The 22,824-nt window shown below is 61.0% G+C and carries 33 protein-coding genes and 1 other annotated feature; of the genes, 28 read left to right on the forward strand and 5 right to left on the reverse strand.

All coding sequences use genetic code 11. The annotated features are described in order from the left end of the window. Positions 1-721: DUF975 family protein (locus I6E39_RS08170; RefSeq protein WP_235381117.1), on the reverse strand; the 721-nt coding region annotated here is incomplete at its 3' end. Between the two features lie 73 nt (positions 722-794). Further along, positions 795-956, reverse strand: coding sequence for a hypothetical protein (locus tag I6E39_RS08175; RefSeq protein WP_235381118.1), 162 nt, complete (start codon positions 954-956; stop codon positions 795-797). A 113-nt stretch (positions 957-1,069) separates the two neighbouring features. Between I6E39_RS08175 and I6E39_RS08180 the strand changes: the two genes are divergently transcribed. Further along, on the forward strand, positions 1,070-1,222 hold the full coding sequence (locus tag I6E39_RS08180; protein ID WP_235381119.1) for a hypothetical protein: 153 nt from the start codon (positions 1,070-1,072) through the stop codon (positions 1,220-1,222). Positions 1,223-1,271: 49 nt separating this feature from the next. On the opposite strand, the gene I6E39_RS08185 is transcribed toward I6E39_RS08180, so the two are convergent. The 3 genes from I6E39_RS08185 to I6E39_RS11210 form a co-directional block, all read right to left on the reverse strand. Beyond that, positions 1,272-2,354: an iron-containing alcohol dehydrogenase family protein gene (locus I6E39_RS08185; RefSeq protein WP_235381120.1), complete on the reverse strand. Its 1,083-nt coding sequence runs from the start codon at positions 2,352-2,354 to the stop codon at positions 1,272-1,274. 321 nt (positions 2,355-2,675) lie between these two features. Then, a complete protein-coding gene (gene ileS / locus I6E39_RS08190; protein ID WP_235381121.1) occupies positions 2,676-5,453 on the reverse strand; it encodes an isoleucine--tRNA ligase in 2,778 nt (925 codons plus the stop codon). A gap of 96 nt (positions 5,454-5,549) precedes the next feature. After that, the gene (locus I6E39_RS11210) at positions 5,550-5,747 is read right to left on the reverse strand and encodes a PF20097 family protein (protein WP_420908187.1); all 198 of its coding nucleotides are present in this window, start codon (positions 5,745-5,747) and stop codon (positions 5,550-5,552) included. A 151-nt stretch (positions 5,748-5,898) separates the two neighbouring features. Continuing rightward, positions 5,899-6,133 (reverse strand) — a binding site (T-box leader). A 199-nt stretch (positions 6,134-6,332) separates the two neighbouring features. Between I6E39_RS11210 and glf the strand changes: the two genes are divergently transcribed. The 27 genes from glf to secY all read left to right on the forward strand — a co-directional run bounded on the left by glf (position 6,333) and on the right by secY (position 22,822). Next, positions 6,333-7,502 carry a UDP-galactopyranose mutase gene (gene glf / locus I6E39_RS08195; RefSeq protein WP_235381122.1) on the forward strand — a complete coding sequence of 390 codons (1,170 nt, stop codon included), beginning with the start codon at positions 6,333-6,335 and terminating at the stop codon, positions 7,500-7,502. Positions 7,503-7,620: 118 nt separating this feature from the next. Continuing rightward, complete coding sequence (locus I6E39_RS08200; RefSeq protein WP_235381123.1) at positions 7,621-8,649, forward strand: glycosyltransferase family 2 protein; 1,029 nt, start codon at positions 7,621-7,623, stop codon at positions 8,647-8,649. 289 nt (positions 8,650-8,938) lie between these two features. Then, a complete protein-coding gene (locus tag I6E39_RS08205; RefSeq protein WP_235381124.1) occupies positions 8,939-9,283 on the forward strand; it encodes a PadR family transcriptional regulator in 345 nt (114 codons plus the stop codon). Between the two features lie 127 nt (positions 9,284-9,410). Continuing rightward, entirely contained in the window at positions 9,411-10,217 is an 807-nt protein-coding gene (locus tag I6E39_RS08210) for a permease prefix domain 1-containing protein (RefSeq protein WP_235381125.1), read from the forward strand. Then, positions 10,214-10,951 carry a hypothetical protein gene (locus I6E39_RS08215; RefSeq protein ID WP_235381126.1) on the forward strand — a complete coding sequence of 246 codons (738 nt, stop codon included), beginning with the start codon at positions 10,214-10,216 and terminating at the stop codon, positions 10,949-10,951. The genes I6E39_RS08210 and I6E39_RS08215 overlap by 4 nt, the downstream gene beginning before the upstream one ends. 452 nt (positions 10,952-11,403) lie before the next feature. Beyond that, positions 11,404-11,718: a 30S ribosomal protein S10 gene (rpsJ, locus tag I6E39_RS08220; protein ID WP_050623197.1), complete on the forward strand. Its 315-nt coding sequence runs from the start codon at positions 11,404-11,406 to the stop codon at positions 11,716-11,718. 144 nt (positions 11,719-11,862) lie between these two features. Continuing rightward, complete coding sequence (rplC, locus tag I6E39_RS08225) at positions 11,863-12,591, forward strand: 50S ribosomal protein L3 (RefSeq protein ID WP_235381127.1); 729 nt, start codon at positions 11,863-11,865, stop codon at positions 12,589-12,591. Positions 12,592-12,610: 19 nt separating this feature from the next. Beyond that, positions 12,611-13,231 carry a 50S ribosomal protein L4 gene (gene rplD / locus I6E39_RS08230; RefSeq protein WP_235381128.1) on the forward strand — a complete coding sequence of 207 codons (621 nt, stop codon included), beginning with the start codon at positions 12,611-12,613 and terminating at the stop codon, positions 13,229-13,231. After that, positions 13,231-13,530 (forward strand): 50S ribosomal protein L23, encoded by a 300-nt coding sequence (gene rplW / locus I6E39_RS08235; RefSeq protein WP_235381129.1) that lies wholly within the window; start codon positions 13,231-13,233, stop codon positions 13,528-13,530. Before rplD ends, rplW begins: the two co-directional genes overlap by 1 nt. Before the next feature lie 15 nt (positions 13,531-13,545). Next, positions 13,546-14,379: a 50S ribosomal protein L2 gene (gene rplB / locus I6E39_RS08240; protein WP_235381130.1), complete on the forward strand. Its 834-nt coding sequence runs from the start codon at positions 13,546-13,548 to the stop codon at positions 14,377-14,379. Between the two features lie 14 nt (positions 14,380-14,393). Beyond that, complete coding sequence (gene rpsS / locus I6E39_RS08245; protein ID WP_235381131.1) at positions 14,394-14,666, forward strand: 30S ribosomal protein S19; 273 nt, start codon at positions 14,394-14,396, stop codon at positions 14,664-14,666. Positions 14,667-14,680: 14 nt separating this feature from the next. Further along, entirely contained in the window at positions 14,681-15,013 is a 333-nt protein-coding gene (rplV, locus tag I6E39_RS08250; protein ID WP_235381132.1) for a 50S ribosomal protein L22, read from the forward strand. Between the two features lie 15 nt (positions 15,014-15,028). After that, positions 15,029-15,889 carry a 30S ribosomal protein S3 gene (gene rpsC, locus I6E39_RS08255; RefSeq protein ID WP_235381133.1) on the forward strand — a complete coding sequence of 287 codons (861 nt, stop codon included), beginning with the start codon at positions 15,029-15,031 and terminating at the stop codon, positions 15,887-15,889. Further along, a complete protein-coding gene (gene rplP / locus I6E39_RS08260) occupies positions 15,889-16,320 on the forward strand; it encodes a 50S ribosomal protein L16 (protein ID WP_235381134.1) in 432 nt (143 codons plus the stop codon). The genes rpsC and rplP overlap by 1 nt, the downstream gene beginning before the upstream one ends. Further along, positions 16,320-16,517, forward strand: a complete 198-nt coding sequence (rpmC, locus tag I6E39_RS08265; RefSeq protein ID WP_235381135.1) for a 50S ribosomal protein L29 — start codon at positions 16,320-16,322, stop codon at positions 16,515-16,517. The genes rplP and rpmC overlap by 1 nt, the downstream gene beginning before the upstream one ends. Before the next feature lie 15 nt (positions 16,518-16,532). Then, entirely contained in the window at positions 16,533-16,793 is a 261-nt protein-coding gene (gene rpsQ, locus I6E39_RS08270; protein WP_147563679.1) for a 30S ribosomal protein S17, read from the forward strand. A 12-nt stretch (positions 16,794-16,805) separates the two neighbouring features. Further along, positions 16,806-17,174, forward strand: coding sequence for a 50S ribosomal protein L14 (rplN, locus tag I6E39_RS08275; protein ID WP_235381136.1), 369 nt, complete (start codon positions 16,806-16,808; stop codon positions 17,172-17,174). A gap of 15 nt (positions 17,175-17,189) precedes the next feature. After that, positions 17,190-17,507, forward strand: coding sequence for a 50S ribosomal protein L24 (gene rplX, locus I6E39_RS08280; protein ID WP_235381137.1), 318 nt, complete (start codon positions 17,190-17,192; stop codon positions 17,505-17,507). Positions 17,508-17,524: 17 nt separating this feature from the next. Beyond that, positions 17,525-18,082 (forward strand): 50S ribosomal protein L5, encoded by a 558-nt coding sequence (rplE, locus tag I6E39_RS08285; RefSeq protein ID WP_268841988.1) that lies wholly within the window; start codon positions 17,525-17,527, stop codon positions 18,080-18,082. Between the two features lie 15 nt (positions 18,083-18,097). Next, complete coding sequence (locus tag I6E39_RS08290; RefSeq protein WP_087395876.1) at positions 18,098-18,283, forward strand: type Z 30S ribosomal protein S14; 186 nt, start codon at positions 18,098-18,100, stop codon at positions 18,281-18,283. A 631-nt stretch (positions 18,284-18,914) separates the two neighbouring features. Then, on the forward strand, positions 18,915-19,313 hold the full coding sequence (gene rpsH, locus I6E39_RS08295; protein WP_235381138.1) for a 30S ribosomal protein S8: 399 nt from the start codon (positions 18,915-18,917) through the stop codon (positions 19,311-19,313). A gap of 14 nt (positions 19,314-19,327) precedes the next feature. Further along, positions 19,328-19,873 carry a 50S ribosomal protein L6 gene (rplF, locus tag I6E39_RS08300; protein ID WP_235381139.1) on the forward strand — a complete coding sequence of 182 codons (546 nt, stop codon included), beginning with the start codon at positions 19,328-19,330 and terminating at the stop codon, positions 19,871-19,873. Between the two features lie 17 nt (positions 19,874-19,890). Beyond that, a complete protein-coding gene (gene rplR / locus I6E39_RS08305) occupies positions 19,891-20,250 on the forward strand; it encodes a 50S ribosomal protein L18 (protein ID WP_235381140.1) in 360 nt (119 codons plus the stop codon). Between the two features lie 19 nt (positions 20,251-20,269). Continuing rightward, the gene (gene rpsE / locus I6E39_RS08310) at positions 20,270-20,770 is read left to right on the forward strand and encodes a 30S ribosomal protein S5 (RefSeq protein ID WP_235381141.1); all 501 of its coding nucleotides are present in this window, start codon (positions 20,270-20,272) and stop codon (positions 20,768-20,770) included. A gap of 14 nt (positions 20,771-20,784) precedes the next feature. After that, complete coding sequence (gene rpmD, locus I6E39_RS08315) at positions 20,785-20,967, forward strand: 50S ribosomal protein L30 (protein ID WP_118641835.1); 183 nt, start codon at positions 20,785-20,787, stop codon at positions 20,965-20,967. Positions 20,968-20,982: 15 nt separating this feature from the next. Next, the gene (rplO, locus tag I6E39_RS08320) at positions 20,983-21,423 is read left to right on the forward strand and encodes a 50S ribosomal protein L15 (protein ID WP_235381142.1); all 441 of its coding nucleotides are present in this window, start codon (positions 20,983-20,985) and stop codon (positions 21,421-21,423) included. Between the two features lies 1 nt (position 21,424). Beyond that, positions 21,425-22,822, forward strand: a complete 1,398-nt coding sequence (gene secY / locus I6E39_RS08325) for a preprotein translocase subunit SecY (protein WP_235381143.1) — start codon at positions 21,425-21,427, stop codon at positions 22,820-22,822. Positions 22,823-22,824: the final 2 nt, after the last annotated feature.

Genomic DNA, 22,824 nt, shown 5'->3' on the forward strand with positions numbered 1-22,824 from the left:
GCAGGATATCCGAGTCGGAGGCGGGGGCGGGGACCAGGTCCCGGTAAAAGGCGGCGCCGGCGGCGTGGGTGTAGGGGGTGAGCCAGAGGTTGCCGATCCCCAGGGTGAGGGCGGCCAGGATGTGCCAGCCGATGAAGCTGATTTGGAGGCAGAACAGCCGCCAGCGGTTTCCCGCCATCAGCTCCTTGGAGCGGGCGATGGCCTCACTGGCTGTCATGTCCGGGTTCTCCACCAGAATGTAGGGGGTCAGCGCGTAGCTGTAGGCCGCCATGATGCCGGGGATAATGAGCAACAGCGACCACAGCAGGATATAGAGGCCCGTCAGGAAGCGGGCGAAGAAGGCGGTCTTGAACCGGTAGAAGTTGGCGAACAGGGCGTTGAGCTGGGGCTCTCTCCCGTCAATGAGGTCCAGATTGAATTGGGTGTAGCCCAGGGAGATGACGCTGCCCAGGATGTACAGGGCGACGCCCAGGATCAGGGCCGCCACCACAAAGGAGGTGAGCCAGGCGGTGAGGATGCTGGGGCTCAGCGGAATGTCCAGTCCCAGAAAACCTTTCAGCGAGACGCTGGCGCCCTGGGCGGAATCAAGGTTGAGCTTAAGCTCTGGGCCGCCCCCGGAGGCGCCGCCCAGAATGGAGGCGATGAGCCCGGCCACCACGGCGATGACCCACCGTCCGGACAGCGCGCTGCGGGCGGCGGCACGGAAATCAGAAGCATACATGTCAATATCCTCCTCTTTCTGGTTTGGTCAAGAGAAGTGTACCATACTTCCGGGGCGTAAGCAAGGTCGGGCCTCAGTCGGGGCCGTCCCCCATGGACAGCTGCAGCTCCTCCAGCTCCCGCATGGCTTGGGCTGCCTGGCGCGCGATGTCGTCCAGCCGGGCGAAGGCCCGGCAGTAGAGCTCGTTGTACTGCTCCGCGGTGAGCATATAGCGTTCGTTATCCAAGTCTGACATGGGCAAACACCCCCAAATTTATTTTGTGATATAAAGTATAGCAAAGTCAGATAAAATATGTCAACCAGATTGTTGTACAATGTTGTATCATGCTTAACAAAGGGGGCGCAAATGTGGCAAAGACAGACACACAGATCAGTTTTCGAGTGACCAGTGAGTTCAAAGATTTGTTGGAGGCTCAGGCCCGGAAGGAACGCCGCAGCGTCTCCAATCTGATCCTCAAGGTCATGGAAGAATACCTGGAATCCCAGAAGGAAGAACAATAAGACCGCCCGGTGCTGACGCGCCGGGCGGTCTTTTTTTACCTAAACAGGGTCATTCGGCGGTGTCCAGCCGGCGGGCGGCCTCCACGATCATATCCTCGGTCACCCGATAGGGATAGTGCTCCAGATCCGCGTCCTTGACCACCTCGGGGGCGGCTTTTTCCACATCCGCCACCGTCACCCCGATGTCGCTGAGCTTGGTGGGCAGATCCACCTTCCGGTTGAAGTCCCGCAGGGCCTGGAATTCCTCCTGCTGTCCGTCGATGAGCAGCAGCATCAGCACGCCGAAGGCCACCACCACGCCGTGGAGGTGGGACTCCTCAAAGCCGGGCAGGCTGCACAGGCCGTAGAAGAACGCGTGGGCCACGCCGCCGTTATAATCCATGGTGTGGTCCCGGGCCACCAGCATGGACACCCAGCCGGTGGTGATGATGATGGTCAGAGCCACCTGCTCCAGATCGTAGGAGGGGACCCCCGCCCGGTTGTCCTTCAGGGCCTGCTCCGCGTGGTCCATCATGGTGTCGATGCACATGCGGCTGAGATTGACGCCCACCGCCTTGTAGTGCTCCAGGTGCTCCCCCTTGGCGGAGACGCTGACCTCGTAGAACTTGGCGTAAGTGTCGCCGATGCCCGCCCACAGGTACTGGATGGGGGCTTTGGCGATGATCTCCGTGTCCACAAAGACGTGCTTGGCGGACTCCAGGAAGTGGACAAAATCGCAGAAGCTGCCGTCCTCGTTGTACACGATGGCCAGCGAAGAGGTGGCCGCGCAGTTGGACGCGATGGTCGGGAAGGAAAAATAGGGCTTTTTCAGGTCCAGGGCCACCAGCTTGACGGTGTCCACCGCCTTGCCGCCGCCCACGGCAAAGATCATATCGGCCTGCTGGACAGCGGGCAGGGCCTCCAGGGCCTTGGCAGTCTCAAAGGTACAGTCGGAGCCGTAATGGATGAAAGAAGAGAGGGTGATCTGGCTGCCCGCGACGGCGGCCAGCAGTTTGTCCTTGGCGGCGGCCATGGCCTTCTCGCCGCCGATGACCACGGCAGTCCTGCCATAGACTCCGCAGTAGTCCGGGATTTTTTTGTATGCCTCGGGTCCCACCGTGTAGGAGGGGACGAGGATCGAGTAGTTTTCCATGATAACGCTCCTTCTTTCATCTTTCTTCTTTCATCCCGCCGGAAAACGGGGTACTGCTGGAAAGTATAACAGCATTTTCCACATTTACGCAATAGTGCATTAGTGAAATAAAGCGTAAAAGTTCCGTAAAATTTTGTGCGAAATATCTTGAACCTTGGGCGCGGAGGCAAAAAAATCCCCGGGAACCGGAGAAATCCGGTTCCCGGGGCAGGAACGTTTACTCCACCTCGAGGGCAGCTGCCTTGGGGCCCCCAGGCGAGCCCAGCGCGGCGGGCCGCATGGGGAAGCGGCGGAGCAAGGGAGCGGGATGAGAAATACCCGTCAGGGTGTTTCGAAGAGAGCGGACTTTGCGAGGACGTCGGCGCAGCGGGGGCAGAGCGTGGGGTGCTTGGCGTTGGAGCCCACCAGGGGGTGGTGCTTCCAGCAGCGCGCGCACTTCTCGCCCTCGGCCTCGGCCACGGACACGGACAGCTCGCCGCCCACGGTCACGCTGGCCTGGGAGACGATGAACAGGTCGGCCAGGAACTGGGCGTCCAGCTCGGCCAGGAAGGCGTCCTCGGCGGGAACGGTGAGGGCCACCTTGGCCTCCAGGCTCTTGCCGATCTTCTTCTCGTTGCGGGCGGCCTCCAGAGCGGCGTTGACGGCGGTGCGGACGGTGATGATCTTGTCCCACTTGGCCATGGCCGCCTCATCCAGGGCGTAGTCGGCAAAGGGCTGGTTCATCTCGTTGAGGACCACGTTGCGGCCGTCGTCGCCCTCCTTGTGGGGCATGGCCTGCCAGATCTCGTCGCAGGTAAAGGCCAGGATGGGGGCGAACAGCTTGGTGATGGTGTCCAGAATGAGCCACAGGGCGGTCTGGGCGGAGCGGCGGGCCAGACCGTCCTTCTCCTCGCAGTACAGCCGGTCCTTGATGATATCCAGATAGAAGGAGGACAGCTCCACCACGCAGAAGTCGTTGATGGCGTGGGACACCACATGGAACTCATAGTTGTCATAGGCGGCGAAGCACTTGGCGATGAGCTCGTTGAGCTTGGTGACGGCCCAGCGGTCCAGCTCATCCATATCGGCGGGAGCGACCAGGCTGTTGGGGTCGAAGCCGTCCAGGTTGCCCAGGCAGTACCGGGCGGTGTTGCGGAACTTCAGGTAGTTCTGGGACAGCTGCTTGAAGATGGCGTCAGAGCAGCGCACGTCCACATGGTAGTCGGCGGAGCCGGCCCACAGGCGCAGCAGGTCGGCGCCGTACTTCTTGAAGATGTCGGCGGGGTCCACGCCGTTGCCCAGGGACTTGTGCATGGCCCTGCCCTCGCCGTCCACGGTCCAGCCGTGGGTCAGGCACTCCTTGAAGGGAGCCCCCTGGCCCAGCGCGCCCACGGCGGTGAGCAGGCTGGACTGGAACCAGCCGCGGTACTGGTCCAGGCCCTCCAGGTACATGGTGGCGGGCCAGAAGCCCTGGTCCTTCTTCATGGAGGCGTAGTGGGTGGAGCCGGAGTCGAACCAGCCGTCCAGGGTGTCCTCCTCCTTGGTGAAGCCGGCCTTGGAGCCGCAGTGGGGGCAGGCAAAACCGTCGGGCAGGATATCGGCGGCGTCCATCTCGTACCAAGCGTTGGAGCCCTTCTCGGCAAAGAGCTTGCTGACGGCCTGGATGGTCTCGTCGGTGCAGATGGGCTTGCCGCAGTCGGCGCAGTAGAACACGGGGATGGGCAGGCCCCAGCGGCGCTGGCGGCTGATGCACCAGTCGGCGCGCTCCCGGATCATGGCCTTCATCCGGTCGATGCCCCAGCCGGGGACCCAGCGCACGTCGTCGCAGGCGGCGCAGGCCTCGTCCTTGAAGGAGTCCACGGAGCAGAACCACTGGGGGGTGGCACGGAAGATGATGGGGTTCTTGCAGCGCCAGCAGTGGGGATAGGAGTGGACGATCTCCTCGCTGGCGAAGAGGGCGCCGCTCTCCTTCATGTCGGCCAGAATGACGGGGTTGGACTCGTCGGTCTTCATGCCGGCGTACTTGCCGGCGTAGTCGGTGTGGCGGCCCCGGTCGTCCACAGGCACCACCATGTCGATCTTGTAGCGCTTGCAGGTCTCATAGTCGTCGGCGCCGAAGCCGGGGGCGGTGTGGACGCAGCCGGTACCGGAGTCCATGGTGACGTACTCGGCGGTACACAGCTGGGAGGTCTTGTCCAGGAAGGGGTGCTGGGCCAGCATATACTCGAAGTCCTGGCCCTGGAACTGCTTGACGATCTCGTAGCTTTCGATGCCGCCCACCTTCATGACCTTGGCGCACAGGGCCTCGGCCATGATATACATCTCGCCGTTGTCCGCCTTCACCAGCACATAGCTCTCCCGGGGATGGACAGCGATGGCCAGGTTGCCGGGCAGGGTCCAGATGGTGGTGGTCCAGATGAGGAAGTACATCTTGCTGATGTCGCCGTACTGGCTCAGCTTGCCCAGGTCGTCCTTCACCTGGAACTTGACGTAAACGGTGGTACAGGGGTCGTCCTGGTACTCGATCTCGGCCTCGGCCAGGGCGGTCTCATCCTTGGGGCACCAGTACACGGGCTTCAGGCCCTTGTAGATGTAGCCCTTCTTGTACATCTCTCCAAAGACCTTGACTTCCTCGGCCTCAAAGCTGGGGTCCATGGTCTTGTAGGGGTGCTCCCAGTCGGCCAGCACGCCCATGCGCTTGAAGCCGTCCATCTGGATGTCGATATACTTCTGGGCGTAGTTGTGGCAGGCGGTGCGGAACTCAGGCACGGACATGTTCTTCCGGTTGAGCTTCTGCTCCTTGATGATGGCGGACTCGATGGGCATGCCGTGGTTGTCCCAGCCGGGGATGTAGGGGGTGTAGTAGCCCCGCATGGCGTACATCCGGGTGATGAAGTCCTTGATGGACTTGTTCAGGGCGTGGCCCATGTGCAGGTTTCCGTTGGAGAAGGGAGGGCCGTCGTGGAGGGAGAACAGGGGCTTGCCCTCGTTCTTCTTCAGCATCTCGTTGTACAGGTCCAGTTTGTTCCACTTCTCCAGCATCCCCGGCTCCCGGTTGGGCAGGCCCGCCCGCATGGGGAAGTCGGTCTTGGGGAGATTGATGGTCTTGTTGTAGTCCATGTCTCAGATTCCTCCGTTTTATGTGTATGGTGTCATTCTATTTTGATAGGGCGGGGACGTGAAAGAAATTTTTCGGGGGCAGAAGCCCGCCTGAGTTCAGTAGTCCACGACCACTTTGCGGCAGACGCGGCATAAATAAGCACGGGGCCGGAGCAGCCCCAAGGCTTTTCCCAACAGAACATCGGTTTGTTGGGTGGGGATGGGAAGTCCGCTCACGTCTTCTGACCAAAACACAGGGGAACGGCTGCTTAAATAGCCGGATTCCATCTCTTTTCCGCAGTAGGGGCAGTTCATTAGACAGACTCCTTTCTGTGACGGCGGCGACGTGGGAATAGATTTGTGCAGGGGGGCGGCCCCAGACCGGCCTGACCTTCCAAGGGCTGCTGATGGATCATCGGTATGAAAAGGGAGAGCCTTTGGGAAACGAAAAACGCCCTTGTCCCAATTAAGAGACAAAGGCGAAACATCCTCTGCGGTACCACTCTTCTTGCCGGAAAAATGCCGGCCACTCAAGGTCCGCCCGGTAACGGGGGCGTGCCGGAGGCGCTTACTTTCCAAATGGGGTTCAGCCCTCTGCTCCGAGGTGATATTCGCCGTCCTGTCCCGTCCGCCTTACACCAAACGGCGGCTCTCTGAGCGGGAAAACTGGGGCGGTTACTGGTCCTCATCCGCGCACATCTGCTCTATTGCCCTACTATCTTATCCGCTTGCCCGGGGATTGTCAAGGAAAAAGTGTGGATTCTCGCCCTTATTTTACCCAATCTTCAAGGATTTTTAATTCCTTTTTCCGGAGAAATGTGTTATACTCAATAGCACTCTCAGAAAACAAAGTCCCGGGCCGTCCGGCGGGCGGCCCTTTTTGAAAGGTGGTATTTGCCTTTGAGCATTACATTTGACGTCCTGACGGCGGGCGCGGGCTATGCCGGCGCGGTGGCCGCCCGGGCTCTGGCGGAACAGGGCAAGCGGGTGCTGGTGCTGGAGCGCCGCCCCCATATCGGCGGCAACGCTTATGACCGGCTGGATGACGCCGGCGTGCTGATCCACCAGTACGGCCCCCATATCTTCCACACCAACAACAGGGAAGTCTTTGACTGGCTGTCCCGGTTCACCCAGTGGCGGGACTACCAGCACCGGGTGGTGGCCAATATCCCCGATGAGAAGGGCGGCCGGATGACCTACCCCGTCCCCTTTAACCTGACCTCCCTGGAGACCGCCTTTGGCCCCGAGGAGGGCAGGCGGCTGGGGGATAAACTCATTGCCGCCTACGGCGCGGAGAAGAAGGTGACCATCCTGGAGCTGCGGCAGAACCCGGACCCCGAGATCGCCGCCCTGGCCGACTATGTGTATGAGCACGTCTTTGTCCACTACACCATGAAGCAGTGGGGTCAGAAGCCCGAGGACATCGACCCCAACACCACCGCCCGGGTGCCCGTGTTCCTGTCCCGGGACGACCGGTATTTCCAGGACGCCTACCAGGGGATGCCTCTGGAGGGCTATACCCCCATGTTTGAGAAGATGCTGGACCACCCCAACATCACCGTGGAGCTGGGAGCCGACGCGCTGGACAGGCTGGACCTGTCCGGGGACCGGATCAAGGTGGACGGAGAACCCTTTGACGGCCCGGTAATCTACACCGGCCAGGCCGATGAGCTCTTCGGCTTCAAGTACGGCCCCCTCCCCTACCGCACCCTGGACTTCCGGTTTGAGACCCTGTCCCGGGACGACTTCCAGAACGGCTACGGCACGGTGAACTACACCGTGGACCAGGACTACACCCGGATCACCGAGTTCAAGCACCTGACGGGCCAAAAGGTCCCCGGAAAGACCACCATCGTCAAGGAGTACTCCAAGGCCTATGCCGGGATCTTTGGGGAGATCCCCTACTACGCTATCATCAATCCGGAAAACAACGCCCTGTACGGGCAGTACAAGGCCCTGGCGGAGGGCTTTGACAACCTGCATCTGCTGGGCCGGCTGGCGGAGTACAAGTATTACAACATGGACGCGATCGCCGCCCGGGCGCTGGAGCTGGCGAAGGAACTTGTTTGATAATACCCACGTGTAGGGCGGGGGCTTGCCCCCGCCGGAAGAAAATGTTTGAGCGGCGGGGCAACCCCCGCCCTGCCCCATCGCGGGTCCAATATGACCGACAGGAGAGAAAAGATATATGGACAAGCTCATTACCTTTGCCGTCCCCTGCTACAACTCGGCGGCTTATATGGAGCACTGTGTGGACACCCTGCTCCAGGGCGGCGACGACATCGAGATCATTCTGGTGGACGACGGCTCCACCAAGGACGACACCCCCGCCATCTGCGACCGGTACGCGGAGCAGTACCCCGACATCGTCCGGGCCATCCACCAGCCCAACGGCGGCCACGGCGAGGGGGTCAACCAAGGCATCCGCAACGCCCGGGGCATCTATTATAAGGTGGTGGATTCTGACGACTGGGTGGACGTGCCCGCCCTCCACAAGACCCTGGACAAGCTGCGCCAATTCGTCCGGGACCAGAAGCTGGTAGACCTGCTCATCTGCAACTTTGTCTATGAGCATGTGGAGGACAACACCCAGCGGGTGATGCACTACCGCAACGTGTTCCCCAGAAACCGCGTCTTCGGCTGGGACCAGATCGGCCGCTTCCGCCCCTCCCAGTACCTGCTGATGCATTCGGTGATCTACCGGACCCAGCTGCTCCGGGACTGCGGGCTGGAGCTGCCCAAGCACACCTTCTATGTGGACAACATTTTTGTCTACCAGCCCCTGCCCTATGTGAAGAACATGTACTATCTGGATGTGGACCTGTACCGCTACTTCATCGGCCGGGCCGACCAGTCCGTCAACGAGAAGGTGATGGTGGGCCGGGTGGACCAGCAGCTGAGGGTCACCTACCACATGATCGACTCCCACAACCTGCGTGAGGTGTCCGCCAAGTCCCGGAAGCTGGGCCGGTATATGTTCAACTACCTGGCCATGATGATGGCCATTTCCTCCATCTTCCTGACCATCGACGGTTCCCCGGAGGCTCTGGGCAAGAAGACCCAGCTGTGGGAGTACCTGCGGTCGGTGGACTCCGGCATCTACCACCGGATGAAGTACGCCGCCGTCTCCACCTTCACGGTCTTCCCCGGCTATCAGGGCCGGAAGCTGTCGGTGCGGCTGTACCGGCTGGCCCGGAAGATCTACAAATTCAACTGAATAAGAGCATAAAATCGGGGACCGCGCCGGCGGTCCCCGATTTTTGTGCCCCGGGGCGTGCCGCCCGGCCCTGCGGACGGAAAAAGCAGTTTCCCTGCTTTCCCGTTCACACCTGCCGGGGAGTAAAAAATGACCGCCGCAGCGGCGCGCCGGAACGGGGGCTGACGGCAAATGACCGGACAAACAGAAAACGGTTGACATACCTTGAATCTCTAGGTATATTATACCTAGAGAACCGAGGCATTATATTCGGGAGCGGTTGGGGATATTCCCGGAAAGGATGAGAACTATGAAATTTGACAAGGGACTGATGGCGGGCAGCGGCACCCTGCTGGTGCTCTCCCTGCTGGAGGGGAGCGACATGTATGGCTACCAGATGATCGAGGAGCTGGCCCGCCGCTCCAACGACACGTTTCAGATGAAAGAAGGCACCCTCTACCCCATCCTGCACGGGCTGGAGAAGGACAAGTACCTGTCCTCCTACCAGCAGGAGGCCCCCACCGGGCGGGTGCGGAAATACTACAAGCTGACCAAGAAGGGGAAAAAGCTGCTGGACGAGAAGCGGGCCGAGTGGGAGGCCTTCCACCACGGGGTGAACAGCGTCCTGTCCGGCGGAGCCGTCTCCTTTTCTTGAAAGATAATGGGCCCGTTAGTGAATGCGAAGCGTGAACTTAGGGGTCCAGATGCCCTTGGGTGAAAGGAGCAAAAGAACGTTAGGCGAAACTTCGTTTCGCTTCTGGGCCTGCTGAGTGGAGGCGGGAATGATGATTCAGAAAAACCATAACGTATCCGTATGGCTGGAGACGGCAGTGTCGGGCATCCGCTTCAAGCCGGACCGTCAAGCGGTGGAGGAGGAGCTGCGGGAGCACATCGAGGACAAGACCCTGGACCTGATGCGGATCTTTCCCGGCATGACCGAGGAAGAGGCCCGGGAACAGGCCCTGGACCGCATGGGCGACCCGGAGGAGATCGGGAAAGAATTGGCGAAGATACATAAGCCCTGGCTGGGCTATTTGTGGCGGGCCAGCAAGTGGGCATTGGGTCTGCTGGCGGCGGCGGCTTTGGTGGTATGCGCGGCGACCAACGACCACTTCCAGAATGCGAGACACCCCCTCTGGGGTGAGCGGGCGACCAGCTATGGAACGGTGCGGGGTGAGAAAGCGGAGCTGGGGGGATACACCTTTCAGATTGTGGGAGCTGCCTTTCTGGACTACCCCGAGGACGGGGCATATCAGGATGTGTATCAGGTGACTGTGCGGGTGTCCTCTCTGAAATTCTGGGAGCGGATCGATCCCGCCGCCCTTTACAGCGGCCTGACGGCGACGGGACCGGACGGGGTGGGACAGCCCATGGACCGGGCGACCGTGAACATGGACCTGGAAGCAGGTGCGAGCCAGATCACGGTGGGGATAGAGCAGACCCGTTGGGACCTGTTCAGCCGGGAATTTGCCATTTATCTGGAAGGGCATGACTGGAAGGAAAACGACAGGGTGACTCTGGACTTCCACTTCGGCCGGGGAGACTTTGCCCTGACGGTGGACCACATGGAACAGGTGGTGATGGAGTGAAAGAGAAGCTGAAACGGATATGGGCCCAACGGCCCGGGTTGACCCGGGGGCAGAAGTTGGTGCGGAATCTGGGGCTGTGCACTCTGCTGCTACTCTGGTTCTGGGGGATGGCGGACTATCCCCTGCCCACGGCGGAGCTGGAGTTCCGGCGGCTGGAGCGGACCAATCTGCTGCCCCGGAGCGAGATCGTGCTTGCTCCGCCCACCTATCGGTCGTACCTGACCGTGTCCAAAGAGGACAGGACATTCGTTGCCCGGGACGGGACGGAACTGACGCTGCGTGGACGGTGGTTCGTGGGGGTGACGGAGGATCGGGCGATAGCGGCACTGGTGGGGGAAAGTATCAGCACTGTGCCTCTGGCGGAGACGGGCCCCACCCTCGTGCCCCTCGTCGACGGCGTTGGAGATCACGCCGGCGGCTACTGGGTGGAGGAGGGTCCGATGGAAGGCGGCGGCTACCGCTATGATTACCACAATTTCTCCGCCCTGCTGCTGTTCAATGTTCCGGAGGAGACCGCCCGAACAGAGATGTCCATTACCGACGAGGAGGGAACGCCTCGTCTGGGCAGGGGCTGGGACCTTGAGGACGGCAGATGGCTGGTAGGCTTTGAGGAGAAGGGCGTCGGGGACCGCGCCATCGGCTGGTGCCTGGATCAACCCTATACCCTGCGGCTGTACCGGGAGGACGGCTCCCTCCTGCTGGAGCAGGCGGGGACGATCCCCCGGGCGGAGTGATGAAGCGCATTTGCGTAGGGCGGCCTTTGGCCGCCCTACCTTTATATAATGAGGGAATTGTGTTTAAAAAGCGGGAAAGACCCCAAAATATAGCATCCAAAAATCGCCCCCAAAATTTCGTGAAAAATTACGAAAAAAATTCGAAAAAAGCCTTGACACACACGGGGGTGTTGTTGTATGATAGCCAAGCGCCTGTTAGGGCGCAGTCTGCGATGATGTAGGAGATTGCTCGGAAACGAGGTAACTTCTACGGAGTATGTCCGTATGATCGGGCGGCTGAGAGCTCTGTGCCACGGCGTATATCGCCGGGCAGGGAGGAAACCGGCCTGTCTTGTGCCGGTTTTTTCGTGACCAGGAGTGATACGCACGAAAGCGTGGATACACGAACCGCTCTCACCGTACGAAGGCTGGACAAATTCAACTTTCGTATGTATTTAAGGAGGAACAACCCAATGGCAGCTCAGAAAGAAATGATCCGCATCCGCCTGAAGGCCTATGATCATCAGCTGATCGACCAGTCCGCTGAGAAGATCGTGGAGACCGCCAAGCGCACCGGCGCCACCGTCTCCGGCCCCATCCCCCTGCCCACCAAGAAGGAAGTCGTCACCATCCTGCGCGCCGTCCACAAGTACAAGGACAGCCGCGAGCAGTTTGAGCGCCGCACCCACAAGCGCCTCATCGACGTCATCAAGCCCTCCCCCAAGACTGTGGAGGCTCTGATGTCCCTGGAGCTGCCCGCCGGTGTGGAGATCGAGATCAAGCTGTAATCCCACCCCCGATTTGTTGTACCCGCTGTCCGCCGCGCTTTGAGGCGGACGGGTCAAGTCGCTCGAGCAATGGCAAAGCGTCCCAGCCCAATGGGAACCGACGCCAACTCGCACGACCAATAACCTTTATAGGAGGAAATCCAAATGGAGAAAGCGATCATCGGCAAAAAGATCGGCATGACCCAGATCTTCGATGAAGCCGGCCACGTGGTGCCCGTCACCCTGATCCAGGCCGGCCCCTGCACCGTAGTGCAGAAGAAGACCGCCGAGAAGGATGGCTACAACGCCATTCAGCTGGGTTTTGAGACCGTTCCCGAGCGCAAGCTCACCAAGCCTGAGATTGGCCATCAGAAGAAGGCCGGCCTGGAGGAGCTGAAGAAGGTCCTCAAGGAGTTCCCTCTGGCTGACTGCTCCAAGTACGAAGTGGGCGACGAGCTGAAGGCTGACGTCTTCGCCGCCGGCGACTTCGTGGACGTCACCGGCATCAGCAAGGGCCACGGCTACCAGGGCGTTGTCAAGCGCCACGGCGCCAGCCGCCTGAAGGAGACCCACGGCACCGGCCCCGTGCACCGTCATGCGGGCTCCATGGGCTCCGGCACCGACCCCAGCCGTATCTTCAAGGGTAAGATCGGCGCCGGCCAGATGGGCAACGAGCAGGTCACTGTGGTGAACCTGGACGTGGTCAAGGTCGACACCGAGCTGGGCCTCATCGCCGTGCGCGGCGCCATTCCCGGCCCCAAGGGCGGCGTTGTGTTCGTGAAGAACACCGTCAAGACCCACGTGGAGAAGAAGGCTGGTGCCGACATCAGCAAGAACCCGCAGAAGGCTTCCGCCCGTGTCAACCCGCAGAAGGCTTCCGCCCGCAACAAGTAAGGAAAGGAGAGATTGAGTCATGCCTAAAGCTAACGTGTTCAACATGGCCGGTCAGCAGGTCGGCGAGATCGAGCTCTCCGAGGCCATTTTCGGGATCGAGCCCAACCAGGCTGTGGTCCACGAGGTGGTCAAGAACCACCTGGCCAACTGCCGTCAGGGCACCCAGAGCGCTCTGACCCGCGCCGAGGTTTCCGGCGGCGGCAAGAAGCCCTGGCGCCAGAAGGGCACCGGTCACGCCCGTCAGGGTTCCACCCGGGCTCCCCAGTGGACCCACGGCGGCATCGTGTTCGCCCCCAAGCCCCGCGACTACAGCTACACCCTCAACAAGAAGGTGAAGCGTCTGGCTCTGAAGTCCGCTCTGTCCGCCAAGGCCGCCGAGGGCGCCGTCGTGGTGGTGGACGAGCTGAAGATGGAGTCCATCAAGACCAAGGTCCTGAAGGCCTTCCTGGCCGCTGTGGGCGCCACCAAGTCCGTGGTCATCACCGCCGAGCAGGACGAGATCGTCATCAAGTCCGCCCGGAACATCCCCGGCGTGGTCACCACCACCGCCAAGATCCTCAGCGTCTATGACATCGTCAACGCCAAGCAGCTGGTCATCGACAAGGCTGCCCTGGCCATCATCGAGGAGGTGTACGCGTAATGGCTACCACTGCTTATGACATCATCAAGCGCCCCATCATCACCGAGCAGTCCATGGAGCAGACTGAGATGAAGCGCTACACCTTCGAGGTCGCCAAGACCGCCAACAAGATCGAGATTGCCAAGGCCATCGAGGAGATCTTCGGCGTGAAGGTCGCCAAGGTGAACACCCTGAACATGCAGGGCAAGGCCAAGCGCATGGGCAACCGCCCCGCCGGCCGCCGCGCCAGCTGGAAGAAGGCCATGGTCACCCTGACCGCTGATTCCAAGTCCATCGAGTTCTTCGAGGGCATGGTGTAAGGAGGAGAATGAGAAATGGCTATCAAGACTTATAAGCCCACAACCCCCTCCCGCCGTCACATGACTGTGTCCGCCTTCGAGGGGATCGACAAGAAGGCCAAGCCCGAGCGCGGCCTGACTGAGGTTCTGAAGAAGAACGCCGGCCGCAACAGCTACGGCCGCATCACCGTCCGCCACCACGGCGGCGGCAACAAGCAGAAGTACCGCATCATCGACTTCAAGCGGGACAAAGAGGGCAAGGCCACTGTGGTCAACCTGCAGTACGACCCCAACCGCTCCGCCAACATCGCCCTGATCGAGTATGAGGATGGCGAGCGCCGCTACATTCTGGCCCCCAACGGCCTGAAGGCCGGCCACATCATCATGACCGGTCCCGACGCCGACATCCTGCCCGGCAACTGCCTGCCCATCGCCAACATCCCCGTGGGCGAGATGATTCACAACATCGAGCTGTACCCCGGCAAGGGCGCTCAGCTGGTCCGCGCCGCCGGCGTGGCCGCCCAGCTGATGGCCAAGGAGAACGGCATGGCTCAGGTCCGTCTGCCTTCCGGCGAGGTCCGCTATGTCCGCGAGAACTGCAAGGCCACCATCGGCCAGGTCGGCAACACCGACTGGGCCAACATCCAGATCGGCAAGGCCGGCCGTAAGCGTCACATGGGTTGGCGGCCCACCGTCCGCGGCTCCGTCATGAACCCCAATGACCACCCCCACGGCGGCGGCGAGGGCAAGAGCCCTGTCGGCCGTCCCGGCCCTGTCACTCCCTGGGGCAAGCCCGCTCTGGGTTACAAGACCCGCAAGACGAAGAACCGTACTGAGAAGTTCATCGTCAAGCACCGCAACGCCAAGTAAGGAGGCAGTAAAAGATGAGCAGAAGCATTAAGAAAGGCCCCTTTTGCGCCCCCGAGCTGCTGAAGCGGGTCGATGAAATGAACCAGAACAACGAGAAGAAGGTGCTGAAGACCTGGAGCCGCAGCTCCACCATCTTCCCCTCTTTCGTTGGTCACACCTTCGCTGTGCACGATGGCCGCAAGCACGTGCCCGTCTATGTCACCGAGGACATGGTCGGCCACAAGCTGGGCGAGTTCGTGCCCACCCGCACCTTCAAGGGCCACGCGGGTGCCAAGACCGGTAAGTAAGGAGGAGAGAAACGATGGAAGCTGTTGCGAATCTGAAATATCTGCGGATCTCTCCCCGTAAGGTGCAGATCGTCCTGGACCTGATCCGGGGCAAGGATGTGGGCACCGCCACCGCCATCCTGCTGCAAACCCCCAAGGCCGCTTCTGAGCCCGTTCTGAAGCTGCTGAAGAGCGCCGCCGCCAACGCCGAGAACAATCACCAGATGGACCCTGAGAAGCTGTATGTCAGCACCTGCTATGCCAACCCCGGCCCCATCATCAAGCGCATCATGCCCCGGGCCCAGGGTCGTGCCTATCGGATCAACAAGCGCACTTCTCATGTCACCATCGCCGTGAGCGAGCGCTAAGGGAGGAGGAACAATATGGGACAGAAAGTGAATCCCCACGGCCTGCGCGTGGGTGTTATCAAGGATTGGGACTCCCGCTGGTATGCCCGCAACGAGAAGGTGGGCGACCTGCTGGTGGAGGACAAGAAAATCCGTGACTACCTGAAGAAGACCCTCTACGGCGCCGGTATCCCCAAGATCGAGATCGAGCGCGACAATGCCAAGACCCGCATCTACCTGCACTGCGCCCGTCCCGGCGTGGTCATCGGCAAGGGCGGCGAGGACATCAAGAAGATCGAGGCTCAGCTGGTCAAGCTGACTGGCAAGCCCGTGGATCTGAAGATCGTGGAAGTCCGCGACACCGATACCAACGCTCAGCTGGTGGCCGAGAACATCGCCCAGCAGCTGGAGAAGCGCATTGGTTTCCGCCGCGCCATGAAGAACGCCATGGGCCGCGCCATGCGCGCCGGCGCCAAGGGCATCAAGACCTCCTGCTCCGGCCGTCTGGGCGGCGCTGAGATCGCCCGCACCGAGCACTACCATGACGGCACCATCCCCCTGCAGACCCTGCGCGCCGACATCGACTACGGCTTCGCTGAGGCTGCCACCACCTACGGCCGCATCGGCGTGAAGGTGTGGATCTACAAGGGCGAGGTGCTGACTCAGGCCCTGCGCACCACCCCCCGCACTCTGGATACCAGCAAGCCCTATCAGGAGCGCCGTGACCGTCCCCGCCGTGACCGTCGGGACGGCGACCGCCGCCAGGGCGGCTTTAACCGCGACCGCCGCGAGGGCGGCTTCAACCGCGGTCCCCGGCCCGCCGGCCAGGGCAACTTCAATCGTGGCCCCCGCCCCGCCGGTCAGGCCAATACCCCTAAGGAAGGAGGCGCTCAGTAATGCTGCTCCCCAAGAGAGTTAAGTACCGCCGCGTCCACCGCGGTCGTATGAAGGGCAAGGCCAGCCGCGGCAACACCGTGACTTACGGTGAGTTCGGTCTCCAGGCCACTGAGCCCGCATGGATCACCAGCAACCAGATCGAGGCGGCCCGTATCGCCATGACCCGCTACACCAAGCGTGGCGGCAAGGTCTGGATCAAGATCTTCCCCGATAAGCCCGTGACCGAGAAGCCCGCCGAGACCCGCATGGGTTCCGGTAAGGGCTCCCCCGAGTACTGGGTGGCCGTGGTCAAGCCCGGCCGTGTGATGTTCGAGATCGCCGGCGTCTCCGAGGAGGTCGCCCGCGAGGCTCTGCGCCTGGCCAGCCACAAGCTGCCCGTCAAGTGCAAGATCGTGAAGCGTGAAGAAGTTGTGGAGGGTGGTGAAGCGTAATGAAGGCTAACGAAGTCCGTAAGATGTCCAGCGCCGAGCTGGAGACCAAGCTGCAGGACCTGAAGAAGGACCTGTTCAATCTGCGCCTCCAGCACGCCACCAACCAGCTGGATAACCCCATTCGTATCGCTGAGGTCAAGAAGGATATCGCCCGGGTCAAGACCATCATCCGCGAGCAGCAGCTCGCCGGCCGCTAAGAGGAGGAATAGACAATGGAAAACAGAACTTCTTCTCGTAAGACCAGAGTCGGCCTGGTGGTCTCTGACAAGATGGACAAGACCGTCGTGGTCGCCATCGCTGACCGTGTGGCCCATCCTCTGTACAAGAAGATCGTTAAGAGAACCTATAAGCTGAAGGCTCATGACGAGCTCAACCAGTGTGGCGTGGGCGACCGCGTCAAGGTCATGGAGACCCGCCCCCTGTCCAAGGACAAGCGGTGGCGCGTGGTTGAGATCATCGAGAAGGCGAAGTAAGGAGGTGTCGGTATGATTCAGCAGGAAAGCTATCTGAAGGTTGCCGACAACACCGGCGCCAAGGAGATCAAGACCATCCGTGTGCTGGGCGGCTCCAAGCGCAAGTTCGGCAACATCGGTGATGTGGTCGTCGCTTCCGTCCGGAAGGCCGCTCCCGGCGGCACCGTCAAGAAGGGCGAGGTCGTCAAGGCCGTTATCGTCCGCACCAGCCGCGGCGTCCGCCGCGCCGACGGTTCCTACGTCCGGTTTGACGACAACGCCGCCGTCCTCATCAAGGAGGACAAGAACCCCCGCGGCACCCGTATCTTTGGCCCGGTGGCCCGCGAGCTGCGTGACAAGGATTACATGAAGATCCTGTCCCTGGCTCCCGAAGTGCTGTAAGGGAGGGCAATGAACATGAATAAGATGAGCATCAAGAAGGACGATCTGGTGATCGTTCTGTCCGGCAAGGACAAGGGCAAGCAGGGCAAGGTCCTGCAGGTCATGCCCAGCGAGGGCAAGGTCATCGTGGAGAAGGTCAACATGGTCTCCCGCCACACCAAGCCCCGCAAGCAGGGCGACCAGGGCGGCATCCTGCAGAAGGAAGCCCCTCTGTACGCCTGCAAGGTGCAGAAGGTCTGCCCCAAGTGCAACAAGCCTACCCGTCCCGCCCACAAGCTGCTGGCTGACGGCAAGAAGGTCTGCGTCTGCAAGAAGTGCGGCGCTGAAATCTGAGAGAGGAGGAGTAACAAATGGCTGATAAGAAAGTGCCTAACCTGAAGGCCAAGTACCAGGCCGAGGTCGCTCCTGCTCTGATGCAGAAGTTCGGCTATAAGTCCACCATGCAGATCCCCCGTCTGGAGAAGATCGTGGTCAACGTGGGCTGCAGCGATGCCCGCGAGAACGCCAAGGTGCTGGACGCCGTGGTCAACGACCTGACCACCATCACCGGCCAGAAGGCCGTCATCACCAAGGCCAAGAAGTCCGTGGCTAACTTCAAGCTCCGTGAGGGCATGCCCATCGGCGCTAAGGTCACCCTGCGCGGCGACAAGATGTGGGAGTTCCTGGATCGTCTGTTCAACGTGGCTCTGCCCCGTGTCCGTGACTTCCGCGGCATCTCCGCTGACGCCTTTGACGGCCGCGGCAACTATGCCCTGGGCATCAAGGAGCAGCTGATCTTCCCCGAGATCGAGTACGACAAGATCGACAAGATCCGCGGCATGGACATCGTGATGTGCACCACTGCCCAGACTGACGAAGAGGCCCGCGAGCTGCTCAAGCAGATCGGCGCTCCCTTCGCCGGCCGCTAAGGAGGAGGAGAAATTATGGCTAAGAAATCTATGATCCTGAAGCAGCAGGCTGAGCCTAAGTTCTCCAGCCGCCGCTACAACCGCTGCAAGATCTGCGGCCGTCCCCACGCCTACCTCCGGAACTACGGCATCTGCCGTATCTGCTTCCGCGAGCTGGCTTACAAGGGCCAGATCCCCGGCGTGAAGAAGGCTTCCTGGTAAATCCCGTTTCCTGATAGGGCGCTACGCCCGGTCCGGCGAAACGATTTTTGCCGATCCGTTCCGGCCTGAACAGAGGGTACGGAGCGAACAATATCTTCCCCCCTGCCCCGCCCGCTGGCGGCGGCTTCGGCGGAAGAACATAAGACCGATTTGCGCCGCATGCTGCGGATCAAATTCAGATCGAATATCCCGGGGAGGGGCTGAAAAGCCCCTTCCCGGAATAATCTTTCCACACGTTCGTGTGTGCGGAGCAAAAAAGCCTTGTAATTCCCGCAAAAGCGGGTTATAATGAGTCGATTGCGCGTCCAGGTGCAACCGCAATAAACTCCCAACGCTGTCGGGAGTGCCGAGACCCGTGCGCCAAGACAGGAAAAGTCTTTCGGAGCCGCAGGGGGTTGTCTTGCGATCCATACGGTCCGGAGACCGGCGCGTCATCCGCGCCCCGTCCGGCGGATCGAGGGACATCCTGTATTCCGGTCAAACCCGCCCCGGCCAAGGCGGTTTTGATAAAATGCGCGCCTGCCCCAACCAGGCGCAAAAGGCGGTCAACAGGTCGGAGAAGCACCTACTCTCCGATACCTTACCGTCTGTACCGGGCAGAACCGGTAATCTAAATAGGAGGTAACAGTCCATGCAAATCACCGATCCCATTGCGGATATGCTGACCCGCATCCGCAACGCGAACAACGCCAAGCATGACACCGTGGACGTCCCCGCGTCCAACATGAAGAAGTCCATCGCGCAGATCCTGCTGGATGAAGGCTACATCAAGAACTTCCAGCTGATCGACGACGGCACTCAGGGCGTTATCCGCATTTCCCTGAAGTATGGCGCCGGCAAGGAGAAGGTCATCTCCGGTCTGCGCCGCGTGTCCAAGCCCGGCCTGCGCGTCTATGCCGGCGCCGACGAGCTGCCCAAGGTCCTGCGCGGCCTGGGTATTGCCATTGTTTCCACTTCCAAGGGCGTCATGACCGACAAGAAGGCCCGCGAGGCCCATGTCGGCGGCGAAGTCCTGGCATTTGTCTGGTAAGGAGGGTTATAGGAATGTCTAGAATTGGTAGAGCTCCTATCGCCATTCCCGCCGGAGTGGAGATCAAGGTAGAGGACAACAACGTTGTCACCGTCAAGGGCCCCAAGGGCACCCTGACCCAGCAGTTCAACCCCAACATGGCCATCGCCATGGAGAACGGTGAGCTGCACGTCACCCGTCCCAACGACGCCAAGGAGAACCGTGCGCTCCACGGTCTGACCCGCACCCTGATCCACAACATGGTGGTGGGCGTCACCGAGGGCTACAAGAAGGAGCTGGACGTCAACGGCGTCGGCTACCGTGTGGCCAAGGAGGGCAACAAGCTGGTCATGAACCTGGGCTTCTCCCACCAGGTCATCGTGGAGGAGACCGATGGCATCACCATCGAGGTCCCCGGCCCCAACAAGATCATCATCCACGGCTGCGACAAGCAGAAGGTGGGCCAGTTTGCCGCCGAAGTGCGTGAGAAGCGTCCCCCCGAGCCTTACAAGGGCAAGGGCATCAAGTACGTCGATGAAGTTATCCGCCGCAAGGCTGGTAAGACCGGCGCCAAGAAGTAAAAAGGAGGTGTGCCAACATGATCAACAGACCCGATACCCGTTCCCAGCGCATCAAGCGCCACAAGCGCGTGCGTGCTAAGATTTCCGGCACGCCCGAGCGTCCCCGCCTGAACGTGTTCCGCAGCGAGACCAACATCTACGCCCAGATCATTGACGATGTGAACGGCGTGACTTTGGTTTCCGCTTCTTCCCTGGAGAAGGATTTCGCCTGTGAGGGCACCAAGAGCGACGCCGCCAAGCAGGTGGGCATGAATGTCGCCGAGCGTGCCAAGGCCAAGGGCATTGAGACCGTGGTCTTCGACCGCGGCGGCTATGTCTACCACGGCCGTGTCAAGGCTCTGGCCGAGGGTGCCCGCGAGGGCGGCCTGCAGTTCTAAGGGAGGAGGAAAACGACAAATGGCTAGATTTGAGAGAGAGCCCAGCGAGTTCGTTGAGAAGCTGGTTTATCTGAACCGTGTATCCAAGACCGTCAAGGGCGGCCGCGTGGCGAAGTTCTCCGCCCTCATGGTCGTGGGCGACGAGAAGGGCCGCGTGGGCTTCGGCCTGGGCAAGGCCGCTGAGGTCCCCGAGGCCATCCGCAAGGGCATCGAGGACGCCAAGAAGAACATGATCACCGTGCCCCTGTCCGGCACCACCATCCCCCACGAGGTGATCGGCGAGTTCGGCGCCGGCCGCGTGCTGATGAAGCCCGCCGCCCCCGGTACCGGCGTTATCGCCGGCGGCCCTGTCCGTGCCGTCATGGAAGCCATCGGCATCAAGGACATCCGTACCAAGTGCCTGCGCTCCAACAATCCGCAGAACGTGGTCTCCGCTGCCTTTGAGGGTCTGAAGTCCCTGCGCAGCCCCGAGGAAGTGGCCCGGATCCGCGGCAAGAGCGTGGAAGAGATCGTGGGTTAAGGAGGGCTTTTACAATGGCTAATCTGAACATTAAGCTGGTCAAGAGCCTGAACGGCCGTATCGCCAAGCATAAGGCGACCGCCGAGGCCCTGGGCCTCCGCAAGATCGGCGACACCACCGTGCAGCCCGACAACGAGGCTACCCGCGGCAAGATCGCCCACATCGGGTACCTGCTCCAGGTCACCGAGGAAAACTAAAAGGAGGCGCGAGACATGAATCTGCATGAACTTTCCCCCGCCGCCGGCTCCAACACCAAGGCCTACCGCAAGGGCCGCGGCAATGGTTCCGGCAACGGCAAGACTGGCGGCCGCGGCCAGAAGGGCCAGTGGGCCCGTTCCGGCGGCGGTGTCCGCGTCGGTTTTGAAGGCGGCCAGATGCCTCTGACCCGCCGTATCCCCAAGCGTGGTTTCCACAACATTTTCGCCAAGCCCCTGGAGGCCGTCAACGTCTCCGCCCTCGAGAAGTTTGAGGACGGCGCTGTGGTCGATGCCAAGGCTCTGCTGGAGAAGGGCATCCTCTCCAAGTGCGAGTACGGCGTCAAGATCCTGGGCAACGGCAGCATCTCCAAGAAGCTGACCGTCCAGGCTTCCGCCTTCTCTGCCTCTGCCAAGGAAAAGATCGAAGCTGCAGGTGGTAAGGCGGAGGTGATCTGAGATGATCCAGACGATCCGTAATGCTTGGGCTGTGCCCGAGCTGCGCAAGAAGATCCTGTTCACCGTCTTCGCGCTGCTGATCTTCCGTCTCGGTTCCGCCATCCCCGTCCCCTATATCAACTCTGAGCTGCTGGCCCTCCAGCTGGAGAGCCAGAGCGGCACCATTCTGGGCCTGATGAACGCCATGAGCGGTTCCGCCTTCTCCATGGCTACGGTCTTCGCCCTGTCCATCCAGCCCTATATCAACAGCTCCATTATCATCCAGCTGCTGACCGTGGCCATCCCCGCTCTGGAGCGGCTGGCCAAGGAGGGCGGTGAGGAAGGCCGGAAGAAGATCGCCTCCATCACCCGGTACACCACCGTGGCCATCGCCCTGCTCCAGGGCTTCGGCTACTACTCCCTGATCAAGAGCTACGGCCTGATCAGCGGCGGCACCCTGCCTACCGTCTGGGTCGGCATCGTTATCGTGCTGTCCTTCACCGCCGGCTCCGCTTTCCTGATGTGGCTGGGTGAGCAGATCACCGAGTTCGGAATCGGCAACGGTATCTCCATCATCCTGTTCGCCGGTATCGTCTCCCGCTTCCCCCAGATGATCAGCGACTGTGTCCGCGGCGTGAACGTGTGGAACCAGGTCAAGTCCGGCAGCATTACTGCCGAGATGATCCAGCAGAGCAACCCCACTGTCTACAAGACTGTGGAGGATGCCCAGACCTATCTGGACCAGATCGCTCTGGCTCCCTGGATGATCCCCGTCATCATCATCGGCATGCTGGCTCTGGTGGTCTTCATCGTCTATATCTCCAACGCCGAGCGCCGCCTGCCTGTGCAGTATGCCAAGCGGGTGGTGGGCCGGAAGATGTACGGCGGCCAGTCCACCCACATCCCCATGAAGGTCAATATGTCCGGCGTTATGCCCATCATCTTTGCCCAGTCCATCGCCTCTCTGCCCGCCACCATTGGCGCGTTCATGGGCTGGACCGTGAAGAGCGAGGGCTTCGGCGGCGGCATGATGCGGCTGTTCGACACCAGCAAGGCCTTCTACTCTATCCTATATTTCTTCCTCATCGTTGGCTTCAGCTATTTCTATGCCAGCATGTCCTTTAACCCCATTGAGGTGTCCAACAACCTGAAGAAGAACGGCGGCTTTATCCCCGGCTTCCGTCCCGGCAAGCCCACCGCTGACTTCATCACCAAGGTGCTCAATAAGATCACCATGTTCGGCGCCCTCTATCTGTCCGTGGTAGCCATTCTGCCCATCATCACTGGCAACCTCTTCGGCTATCGTTCTCTGGCCATCGGCGGTACCTCCATCATCATCGTGGTGGGCGTCGCTCTGGAGACCGTGAAGCAGATGGAGGCCCAGATGCTCATGCGGCACTACAAGGGCTTCCTGGAGTAAAA

Origin of the sequence: Pseudoflavonifractor phocaeensis, from assembly GCF_021531375.1 — a bacterium.
GTDB classification, from domain to species: Bacteria; Bacillota; Clostridia; order Oscillospirales; family Oscillospiraceae; genus Lawsonibacter; species Lawsonibacter phocaeensis_B.

What these genes read in the sequence shown, in the direction of transcription:
- rplD (WP_235381128.1), top strand. Translation starts at nt 12,611, where the DNA reads ATGCCTAAAGCTAACGTGTTCAACATGGCCGGTCAGCAGGTCGGCGAG.
- rpmD (WP_118641835.1), top strand. Translation starts at nt 20,785, where the DNA reads ATGGCTAATCTGAACATTAAGCTGGTCAAGAGCCTGAACGGCCGTATC.
- rplP (WP_235381134.1), top strand. Translation starts at nt 15,889, where the DNA reads ATGCTGCTCCCCAAGAGAGTTAAGTACCGCCGCGTCCACCGCGGTCGT.
- rplO (WP_235381142.1), top strand. Translation starts at nt 20,983, where the DNA reads ATGAATCTGCATGAACTTTCCCCCGCCGCCGGCTCCAACACCAAGGCC.
- rplN (WP_235381136.1), top strand. Translation starts at nt 16,806, where the DNA reads ATGATTCAGCAGGAAAGCTATCTGAAGGTTGCCGACAACACCGGCGCC.
- I6E39_RS08185 (WP_235381120.1), bottom strand. Translation starts at nt 2,354, where the DNA reads ATGGAAAACTACTCGATCCTCGTCCCCTCCTACACGGTGGGACCCGAG.
- rpsQ (WP_147563679.1), top strand. Translation starts at nt 16,533, where the DNA reads ATGGAAAACAGAACTTCTTCTCGTAAGACCAGAGTCGGCCTGGTGGTC.
- I6E39_RS08210 (WP_235381125.1), top strand. Translation starts at nt 9,411, where the DNA reads ATGATGATTCAGAAAAACCATAACGTATCCGTATGGCTGGAGACGGCA.
- rpmC (WP_235381135.1), top strand. Translation starts at nt 16,320, where the DNA reads ATGAAGGCTAACGAAGTCCGTAAGATGTCCAGCGCCGAGCTGGAGACC.
- I6E39_RS08175 (WP_235381118.1), bottom strand. Translation starts at nt 956, where the DNA reads ATGTCAGACTTGGATAACGAACGCTATATGCTCACCGCGGAGCAGTAC.
- I6E39_RS08290 (WP_087395876.1), top strand. Translation starts at nt 18,098, where the DNA reads ATGGCTAAGAAATCTATGATCCTGAAGCAGCAGGCTGAGCCTAAGTTC.
- rplF (WP_235381139.1), top strand. Translation starts at nt 19,328, where the DNA reads ATGTCTAGAATTGGTAGAGCTCCTATCGCCATTCCCGCCGGAGTGGAG.
- rpsS (WP_235381131.1), top strand. Translation starts at nt 14,394, where the DNA reads ATGAGCAGAAGCATTAAGAAAGGCCCCTTTTGCGCCCCCGAGCTGCTG.
- rplE (WP_268841988.1), top strand. Translation starts at nt 17,525, where the DNA reads ATGGCTGATAAGAAAGTGCCTAACCTGAAGGCCAAGTACCAGGCCGAG.
- rplR (WP_235381140.1), top strand. Translation starts at nt 19,891, where the DNA reads ATGATCAACAGACCCGATACCCGTTCCCAGCGCATCAAGCGCCACAAG.
- rplX (WP_235381137.1), top strand. Translation starts at nt 17,190, where the DNA reads ATGAATAAGATGAGCATCAAGAAGGACGATCTGGTGATCGTTCTGTCC.
- rplW (WP_235381129.1), top strand. Translation starts at nt 13,231, where the DNA reads ATGGCTACCACTGCTTATGACATCATCAAGCGCCCCATCATCACCGAG.
- I6E39_RS08205 (WP_235381124.1), top strand. Translation starts at nt 8,939, where the DNA reads ATGAAATTTGACAAGGGACTGATGGCGGGCAGCGGCACCCTGCTGGTG.
- rpsC (WP_235381133.1), top strand. Translation starts at nt 15,029, where the DNA reads ATGGGACAGAAAGTGAATCCCCACGGCCTGCGCGTGGGTGTTATCAAG.
- ileS (WP_235381121.1), bottom strand. Translation starts at nt 5,453, where the DNA reads ATGGACTACAACAAGACCATCAATCTCCCCAAGACCGACTTCCCCATG.
- rpsH (WP_235381138.1), top strand. Translation starts at nt 18,915, where the DNA reads ATGCAAATCACCGATCCCATTGCGGATATGCTGACCCGCATCCGCAAC.
- rplC (WP_235381127.1), top strand. Translation starts at nt 11,863, where the DNA reads ATGGAGAAAGCGATCATCGGCAAAAAGATCGGCATGACCCAGATCTTC.
- rpsJ (WP_050623197.1), top strand. Translation starts at nt 11,404, where the DNA reads ATGGCAGCTCAGAAAGAAATGATCCGCATCCGCCTGAAGGCCTATGAT.
- rpsE (WP_235381141.1), top strand. Translation starts at nt 20,270, where the DNA reads ATGGCTAGATTTGAGAGAGAGCCCAGCGAGTTCGTTGAGAAGCTGGTT.
- I6E39_RS11210 (WP_420908187.1), bottom strand. Translation starts at nt 5,747, where the DNA reads ATGAACTGCCCCTACTGCGGAAAAGAGATGGAATCCGGCTATTTAAGC.
- rplB (WP_235381130.1), top strand. Translation starts at nt 13,546, where the DNA reads ATGGCTATCAAGACTTATAAGCCCACAACCCCCTCCCGCCGTCACATG.
- secY (WP_235381143.1), top strand. Translation starts at nt 21,425, where the DNA reads ATGATCCAGACGATCCGTAATGCTTGGGCTGTGCCCGAGCTGCGCAAG.
- I6E39_RS08200 (WP_235381123.1), top strand. Translation starts at nt 7,621, where the DNA reads ATGGACAAGCTCATTACCTTTGCCGTCCCCTGCTACAACTCGGCGGCT.
- rplV (WP_235381132.1), top strand. Translation starts at nt 14,681, where the DNA reads ATGGAAGCTGTTGCGAATCTGAAATATCTGCGGATCTCTCCCCGTAAG.